We start from the raw sequence: 6244 nt of genomic DNA, 5'->3' as shown, positions 1-6244 counted from the left end.
CGGGCGGTGCAGCCGGAACCGGTAGCGGCTGAGCATGGTGGCGAGATGAGCTGGGCCTCCGTAGAACAGTACATGCCAAGGCACTGGTGCGGGCCGCCGCCGAACGGGAAGTGGGCGACCGGTGCCGGGCCCGACCCGCTCGGGGCGGAACCGCTCCGGGTCGAACTCGTCCGGGCGGTCCCAGAACTGCCGCATCCGCTGGGTGATCAACGGGCTGACCGCCATCGTCGCGCCGGGCTCGATCGGCACGCCGTCGATGACGTCCCGGCGACCGCGCGGCGCGGGATGATCCACCCGATCGGGTAGAGCCGCAGCAGTTCGTCCAGCACCATCCGGGTGTACGTGAGCCGGCTCAGGTGCTCGCGTCGTACGGCTCGCCGCCGACCACCTCGTCGATCTCGGCGTAGAGCCGCCCGGCCACCTCGGGGTGCTGGTCCAGGTGGGGCCAGGCCCAGGTGAGCACGTTGATGGTGGTCTCCGTGGTGGCGGCGAACATCGCCACGGTGTCGTTGCGGACCTGCCGCTCGTCGAGCTGCCGCCCGTCGTCGGTGCGGGCCTGCCAGAGCGTCGAGATGACGTCGTCGCCCTGGTCGGCGGACTCCCGCGTCTCGCGGACGATCGGCACCAGCACGTCGTCGACGATGCGGACGGCGCGGGCGAACGTGCGGTCGCCGGGCATCGGCAGGGACAGCGGCGCGAACGGCACGATGATCCGGGGGATGACGGCGGTGGCGATCCGGTCCTGCGCCTCGATCACGCGCATCGCGTCCGGTACCGAGATCCGGTCGGCGAAGAGCACCTTCATGATCGCCCGGCTGACGATGCGCGCCTGCTCCACGCCGATGTCGACCGGCTGCCCGGCGCGGGCCGGCTCGTCCAGTTCGCCGACGGCGTCGCGGATCGCGTCGGCCATGCCGTCGACCAGCGCCTCGACCCGCTTGGCGGTGACATCGGCTGGAGCATCCGCCGGCTGGCCGACCAGATCTGCCCCTCGCCGAGGATCCCCTCGCCGAACAGCCGCTTGACCGGGCGCCAGAACAGCCCGTCACCGGCCCGCTCGTATTGTCCGCCCGGTCCCGCAGGACGTGCTGCACGTGGCGGGGTGGGTGACCAGGTACGGCCGGAACGAGCCGAGGTTGAGCCGGACCAGTTCGCCTTCGGTACGGTTACCGATGTCGATGAGGGCCCGGGCGGGGTCGCGGAGCACCGCGGGCAGTGATCTTCCGCAGCGGCACGGTCCGGGTCGGCGGCGGGCCTCGGTGTGTCCGTTGGTTTCGGGCACCTGAACGCTCCCTCGGTTGACTCAGGGCGCGGCTCCGTATCGACCCGTGACGTTGCCCGCGAGCATGCCATCCTGAGCGGCAGATCAAAAGGCAGGTCGGAGGATATTTCACGTAACAACTATCTCTTTGTCGAGAATGGAGCCCGTGGGATGTGCGTCACTCGCGTACACAGTGGCCGCTGCGGAGAGCGAGCAATGCTCACCTCTGCGCGGACGGCGGCAGAACGCGGGCGCGGACCCGTCCGCTGTGCCAAGCTTCGGGCATGGACGACAAGACCATCCTCAGCCGGATCTCGGAACTCGTCGACGAGGAGCACCGCCTGCGTGCCGACGCGCAGCAGCACGAGGCCGGCACCGACGACGAGGCGCGGGAGCGGCTGCGCGCGCTGGAGGAGTCCCTGGACCAGTGCTGGGATTTGCTGCGCGCCGCCGGGCGGCCCGTCAGGCGCCGGCGACCCGGACGCCCAGGGCGAGCGCCCGGTGCCGGAGGTCGAGCGCTACCTCCAGTGACCCGGAACGGACCGGCGTCCCGGGCGGTCTCCCGCCCGGGACGCACGTCGGTCAGCGGATGCCCGCCTCCCGCAGCAGCGCTTCGGTCAGCGCCGCCGGTCGGTCACCGTCGCGGGCATTCCGCGGGCGGTGAACCAGGCGGCCACCACCCGCACGTCGCGGGCCAGGAAGTCGGCCCCCTGCGGGTTCGCCACCACGTCGACCACCTGCGGCAGGTCGATCATCACCAGCCGGCCGCGTGCACCAGCAGGTTGTACGGGGACAGGTCGCCGTGTGCGTACCCGGCCCGGGCGAGCACCGTCAACGCCTCCACGAGCTGGTCCCACAGGTCGCGCAACACGTCGTCGTCGGCCGGGTCTGGGCGAGCCGCGGTGCGGCCTCCCCCGCCTCGGCGTCGCCGACGAACTCCAGCATCAGCTCGGTGCCGAGCAGCTGCACCGGGTAGGCACCGCGATCCGCCCGGAGGCGGCCCCGATCTCCCAGAGCTGGGACAGCGCGGCGAACTCGGCCGCCGCCCACTGCCCGCGATCATCTGCCGGCCGAACGCGGTGCGGCCGTCATCGCCCGCATCTCGCGGGACCGGCGTACCCGGCGGCCCTCCAGGTAACCGGCGTCCCGGTGGAAGAGCCGGTGCTGGGCGTCGCGGTACCGCTTGACCGCCAGCAGGCAGGCGCGGTCGGTGCCCGGCACGGCGCGGCGGACCAGGTGGACGTCCGCCTCCTTGCCGGTCTTGAGCACACCCGAGCTCGGTGTCCCGGGCGGCCAGTTCGGTGACCAGCCAGTTCCGGATGCGGCTCGGGGCCGTGGACGGCCTGATCCCAGGAGGACCACCGGTCCTCCGCCTCGGGCTCGGCGTCCGGGTCGGTGAGGGCCGGCGGGGTGCGCCGCCCTCGCTTCAGGAAGTCGGGTTCGTCGTCGTCGAAGCGGCTCTTGCCGCGGCCACGGCGCTGCGGGCGCCGGGAGGTCGTGATCGCGCACGGGTGGATCTGTCCTTCGATCGAGGCTGGTGGAGGCAGTGGGACGACCCTGCGAAAACGGCCATGACCGACCTCCTCTCCTCGACCGGGCACACCCCGGCTGCGCACTCGCGCGGCACCATGCTCGTGCGTCGCCCCGGGCAGTCAACGGATTTTTCCGCGCCGCCGCCCCGCGCGCCGCCGGCAGCGGTCAGCGGCCAGCACTGCCGCGACGGCCGCGATCAGCCCGTCCTCGATCCGGGTGGGCGCGAACCTCGGGTCGGACCAGCGGCGTCCCCGGTGCAGCCAGACGCTGGGCAGGCCCACAGCTGTCGCGCCGCCGATGTCCGCCTCCGGGCTGTCACCGACCACCACGCGCCGCGCAGCGGCATCCGGGCCCGCTGGGCGGCGAGCGCGAAGATCCTCGGTTGGGCTTGCTGACGCCCCCTCCTCGGAGATCACCCAGTCGGCGACGTACCGGTCCAGGCCGGTCTTGCGGATCTTGGCGTCCTGTTGACGGGACGCGCCGTTGTGACCACCACCGGCACCCGCCGGCGTCGGCACGCGATCCGCAGCGCGCATGCCACCAGCGGGTCCAGCCGCGTGTGGGCCACCACGCCGTCGTGCAGCTCGTCGACCCAGGTCGATCGAGGGGATGCGCAGCGCGTACCGGTCGCGGATCGCGTCCGCCAGGTCCCACCTGTTGGTCAGCCCGTCAGCGTCCACGGACACCAACCAGTCGAGGTCGGCCGGGGGCGCGCCGATGCCGTCCAGGAAGCGTTCTCCCCAGGCGCGGAACGGCCCGTCGCGGTCCAGCAGGGAGCCTCGGGCGCTGCAAACCGGACCCGGCGCTCTACCTGGCCGCGTGTTACCGGCTCGGTCAGGCCCCCGCCGACTGCCTCTACGTCGGCGACGGCGACAGCCAGGAACTCACCGGCGCGGAACGGGCGGGGCTGAGCGCGGTCCGGCTCGCCGCGCCGGATCTCGCCGACCACCTGGTCCTCAACGCCGACCATGACTTCGACGGGCCGTCGCTGACCTCGCTGACCGGCGTGCTCGACCTGCTCGACCCGGTCCCCGTCGCCTGATCCGGCTCGTCGACGGGTTCGCGTCAGCGGCGGCGGACGCGGTGCAGGCGGAACGGCTTGCGGACGTCCCGCACCACAGGGGCCGCCGGGGCTGCTCGCTCAGCGAGCCGTCCGGCAGGTCGCGCCGGTGACAGCGGTGCCGTCGGGCGCGAGCCGGTTGAGCGCGCACCCCTGCGTCGCCCACCGCTCCACCAGCTCGGCGGCGGAGCGGAGCGTTGAGCGTGGAGCCGCTTCGCCGCGACCAACGGCGCGGCGGTGTCCACTCGTCGGTGCCCGGTCGCAGCCGGGTCACCCGCGCCGGCAGGTGACGATCCGCCCGCCGTGGTCGCCGCGCAGGGTCACGTCGGCCGTGTCGCTGTCGCCAGCCGGGTGCGGTCTGCTCACCGGGGCCGGTGACCACGAGAAGGGTGCCCTCAAGCGGCAGGCACCACAGCGCGTACGCCGGACCGCCACCGGTGCTCACCCAGCACACCGCGGCCTTCTTCACCGCCTCGTCCACCAGCGGCGGCGTCACCCCTCGTCCACCTCGTCACTCACCCCGCCATCCTCTCCCATCCCACCCCGCAGCGGTCAGCCGATGAACGGGGGGACGGTGATCTCGCCTCGGGCCACCGGCATGACCTGGCGACACGGTCGCGCCCACCGCCAGTCCACCGGACGCGGTCACCGTGCAGTCGCGTCGACGGGCGGTTGATCTCGATGCCCTGCCGGACCGTGTACGTGGAGCGCCCGTCGCCGGGCAGCAGGCCGCTGGCGACCAGCCACACGCCCAGTCCCAGAGCGGCCGAACCGGTCGCCGGGTCCTCCGGCACGCGAGCCCCGGAACGAAGACCCGGGCGTGCGCGGTTTGCGAACGGGCTCCCAGGAGAAGAGGCTGACGTGCTCCACTCCGTACCGCTGCGCCGCAGTCGTGTTCAACCGTGCCCGGGCCACCGCGTCCGGGGTACCGGAAGGTAGGGGAATTCGAGGCCGCACCCGGCGACGCGTGGTGGCGGGCCGACGTAATCGGGCCGGTGAGGCCGACCATCTCCAGCAGCGGCTCCGGGTCGAGTTCCGGGCCGAGCGTGGGCGTGCCGCCGGTGAGCGTCGCGCCGGTGGCTGTGACCTCGATCGGCAGGACGCCGGCGCCGCACTCCTGGGTGACCCGGCCCGCGTCGAAGACGCCGCGCGGCTCGCCGTCACCGCGGCGCCGACGCTCGGGTGCCCGGCGAAGGGCAGCTCGTCGGCCGGGTGAAAGATCCGGCCCGGTAGGTGGCGCCCACCTGCGTCGGCGGCAGCACGAAGACCGTCTCGGACAGGTTGAACTCCAGCGCGAGCGCCTGCATCTGCTCGGTGGCCAGCCCTTCCGCGCCGAAACACCACGGCCAGCGGGTTGCCGGCGAACGGGCGGTCGGTGAAGACGTCCACGATCTCGTAGCCCAAGGTCGACATGTTGTTAGAGAGTAGGCCCTTAGGCTGTGGCCGTGAGCACGCCGAACCGGTCTACCTCGCTCGACTCGCCGGAGTCGCCGTCTCGACCGAACGGCGACCAGGTCGGCCGCGTCCGGGACGCGGTGGCCCGGATGCGCGCGACCCAGCGACCGCCGGAGGTGGTCGGCCTGGTCGCCGAGATGCCGATGCGACGGCGCATCTTCCTGTCCATCAACCGGATCACCTTCCATCGACCCCGACGCGGTGGTGCTCGGCAGCGGCACGCTCACCTGCGTCGGTTCGAGAAGCGCCCGAACGAGTTGCTGGTGCTCCAGGAGTTGCTGGACCGCCGGGTCCAGCTCGACAGCGGGCAGGCCGGCTCGGTGGTGGACGTGGCGATGGAGTGCAGCCGCGGCGGCGAGTGGCGCTGACCGCGTCGCAGTGCGCGAGCACACCGGCCGGCTCACCCGTCGCGGCCACCTCCACCAGGTCGACTGGGACCGGGTCCGCGGGCTGGGCGCGTCGGGTCGACAACCGGGGTACGGCGAACCTGCTCGCCGTCCTGGAGGACATGCGCCCGGCCGACCTCGCGAACGCCCTCCAGGATCTGCCGACGCCCGGCGTAACGAGGTGGCCGCCGCGCTCGATGACGAACGCCTGGCCGACGTGCTCAGCGAGCTGCCCGAGCACGACCAGGTGGAGATCCTGGCCGCGCTGGACCGGGAACGCGCCGCCGACGTGTTGGAGGAGATGGAGCCGGACGACGCGGCTGACCTGCTCAACGAGCTGCCCCCGCCGGAGCAGGACGTGCTGCTGGACCTGATGGAGCCGGACGAGGCCGACCCGGTACGCCAGTTGCTGCGCTACGCCTCCGGCACCGCCGGCAGCGTGATGACTCTCGGAGCCGGTGATCCTGCCGCCTGATGCCACGGTGGCCGAGGCGCTGGCCCGGATCCGGGAGCCGCAGCTCTCGCCCGCGTGGCCGCCCAGGTCTTCGT

At 72.8% G+C, this 6244-nt stretch carries 3 protein-coding genes and 6 pseudogenes; 3 read left to right on the top strand and 6 right to left on the bottom strand.

Annotated features, from left to right (window positions below; all coding sequences use genetic code 11):
• The coding region (locus KSK32_RS33840; RefSeq protein ID WP_308163828.1) for a cytochrome P450 at positions 1-294 on the bottom strand (294 nt) is incomplete at its 3' end.
• A 58-nt stretch (positions 295-352) separates the two neighbouring features.
• Positions 353-913: a cytochrome P450 gene (locus KSK32_RS33835; RefSeq protein WP_254188922.1), complete on the bottom strand. Its 561-nt coding sequence runs from the start codon at positions 911-913 to the stop codon at positions 353-355.
• A gap of 632 nt (positions 914-1545) precedes the next feature.
• Between KSK32_RS33835 and KSK32_RS34720 the strand changes: the two are divergent.
• Positions 1546-1792: pseudogene (locus KSK32_RS34720) on the top strand (DUF2630 family protein).
• A 51-nt stretch (positions 1793-1843) separates the two neighbouring features.
• Here KSK32_RS34720 and KSK32_RS32350 read toward each other — a convergent pair.
• A pseudogene (locus KSK32_RS32350) lies at positions 1844-2770 on the bottom strand (serine protein kinase RIO).
• A 143-nt stretch (positions 2771-2913) separates the two neighbouring features.
• Positions 2914-3474 carry an HAD hydrolase-like protein gene (locus tag KSK32_RS34310; RefSeq protein WP_308163827.1) on the bottom strand — a complete coding sequence of 187 codons (561 nt, stop codon included), beginning with the start codon at positions 3472-3474 and terminating at the stop codon, positions 2914-2916.
• 98 nt (positions 3475-3572) lie between these two features.
• Between KSK32_RS34310 and KSK32_RS33825 the strand changes: the two are divergent.
• Positions 3573-3836 (top strand): annotated as a pseudogene (locus tag KSK32_RS33825) (HAD family hydrolase); the annotation flags it as partial.
• A gap of 23 nt (positions 3837-3859) precedes the next feature.
• On the opposite strand, the pseudogene KSK32_RS35060 reads toward KSK32_RS33825, so the two are convergent.
• Positions 3860-4391: pseudogene (locus tag KSK32_RS35060) on the bottom strand (hypothetical protein).
• Positions 4392-4406: 15 nt separating this feature from the next.
• Positions 4407-5267, bottom strand: a pseudogene (locus KSK32_RS32340) (PhzF family phenazine biosynthesis protein).
• Between KSK32_RS32340 and KSK32_RS32335 the strand changes: the two are divergent.
• Positions 5266-6244 (top strand): annotated as a pseudogene (locus KSK32_RS32335) (magnesium transporter MgtE N-terminal domain-containing protein); the annotation flags it as partial. The pseudogenes KSK32_RS32340 and KSK32_RS32335 overlap by 2 nt on opposite strands.

Source organism: Micromonospora sp. WMMB482 (assembly GCF_019038635.1).
Taxonomy (GTDB): domain Bacteria; phylum Actinomycetota; class Actinomycetes; order Mycobacteriales; family Micromonosporaceae; genus Micromonospora; species Micromonospora marina.
This window is presented reverse-complemented; position numbering and strand designations above follow the sequence as displayed.

Bases quoted from the DNA above. Each gene is read 5' to 3' on its own strand.
- KSK32_RS33835 (WP_254188922.1), bottom strand. From the start codon at position 913: ATGGCCGACGCGATCCGCGACGCCGTCGGCGAACTGGACGAGCCGGCC.